Origin of the sequence: Brevundimonas sp. (assembly GCF_031082345.1) — a bacterium.
Lineage (GTDB): Bacteria > Pseudomonadota > Alphaproteobacteria > Caulobacterales > Caulobacteraceae > Brevundimonas.
The window spans coordinates 1-1,677 of sequence record NZ_JAVHLH010000385.1; the positions used below are offsets into that span (position 1 = coordinate 1).

The 1,677-nt window shown below is 71.7% G+C and carries 2 protein-coding genes; both read right to left on the reverse strand.

All coding sequences use genetic code 11. From position 1 onward, the window contains the following. Positions 1 to 796 (reverse strand): RNA methyltransferase (locus tag RDU12_RS15585; protein WP_308685571.1); only part of this gene is annotated, 796 nt, incomplete at its 3' end. A gap of 6 nt (positions 797 to 802) precedes the next feature. After that, the coding region (locus tag RDU12_RS15590; protein ID WP_308685573.1) for a S1/P1 Nuclease at positions 803 to 1,677 on the reverse strand (875 nt) is incomplete at its 5' end.

The window sequence follows — 1,677 nt, forward strand, 5'->3', positions numbered from 1 at the left end:
CGCTTCGCGGTCCCCCTCCCCCAGGGGGGGAGGACTCCCGGGCAGCCGCCAGCTTGGCCAGCACCCGGCCCCGCCCCTTCGCCAGCGCGTGGATCACCCCCCGGAACGTCGCCACCTCCTGCTCCGAGAACCCCGCCCGGCCCAGCATCACCCGCAGGTTCTGGCTCATCGACGGCTTCTTCTCGGGCGGATGGAAGAAGCCGCCCTCGTCCAGCTCCTTCTCCAGATGCTCGTACATCCCGACCAGCAGGTCGTTCGACGCCGGCGGATCGCCTTCCCTGAACCGCGGCGGCGGCGCGTCGAGGATCAGGGTGCGCCACTCATAGGCGTTGATCGCCACCGCCTGGGCCAGGTTCAGCGAATGATGCCGGGGATCGATCGGGATGGTCGTGATCCCCTGGGTCAGGGCGATGTCGGTGGTCTCCAGCCCGGCCCGCTCGCCGCCGAACAGCAGCCCCACCGTCAGCCCCGAGGCCCGGTCGTCATACAGCAGCCGCGCCGACTCGCGCGGCGTCCGCACCGGCATCCGCGTCTCGCGCGGCCGGGCCGTGGTCGAGAAGACGGTGTTCAGGTCGGCGATAGCCTCCGCCACCGTGTCGAACACCCTGACCCCGTCCAGCACCCAGTCGGCGCCCGAGGCCGTGGCCCAGGCCCGGTCCTGCGGCCAGCCGTCGCGCGGCGCGACCAGCCTCAGCTCGGACAGGCCGAAATTGGCCATCACCCGCGCCACCGCCCCGATGTTGTCGGCCAGCTGCGGCTTGTCGAGAATGACGACGGGCGGGGTCAGTTCACTCAACGTGGATCAGTCCTCGCCGTACATGGCCAGCCACGGGTCGGCCGTCCCGGCCTCGACCTCGGCGACCTTCACCTTGGGCCAGCCGATCTCGTCGTCGGCCGAGTCCCGCCACGCCAGGATGTAGAGGTCGCGCAGCTCCGACGCGCCCGCCGCCAGCCGGTTCAGCGCGAAGGTCGCGCCCCGCGTGTCGCCCTCGCCGAAGCCGCCCGCCTTCTCCAGCCGGTAGAAGGGCAGCACCTCGGCCAGGGTCGTCTTCAGATAGGCCGGCACCCGCGCACGCAGGTCGAAGCCGTCCAGCTTCGGCGCCGTCATCGCCGCCTCGACCACGTCCAGCCGCGCCACCCGGGCCGTGAACGCCCCCTCGAAGGCGCCGTGCGTCTGGCGCGAGGTGGTGAAGCCCTCGGGGTTCGGCGCGTCGCGGCTCCAGCCGTTGTAGTGGATCGTCGTATGGTGCGGCTGGGCCCCGTCGCCGACGTAGTGACCCAGATAGCCCATGTCGCGCAGGATCAGCGCCTCGCGCCGCAGCCGGTCCTCGCGATACCAGGCCCGCTTGCCCGGATCCGTCTCGCGCGTCTCGGCGGCGTTCAGCACCCGCCACGTCGCGAAGTCCCGCACCAGCTGCTGATAACCGTCCCAGATAGCGTAGGGCAGGTAGCCGGCGTCGTCGACATCGAGTCCCGCGGCGACCAGGGCCGCGTCGTATTCCGACTTCAGACGCGGCAGGGCGTCGATCGACATTCCGCGCTCGTTCATCACCCGGGCGCTGTCGTCCATGTCGATGAAGTGCGCCGTGTCGCGCTCGCGGTCGTGCGGCTGGCCCCCGCCCTTGGTGCGGTCCGGCTCGCGCGACAGCTCGCCGACCTCGGCCGCCGCGCCGGGCG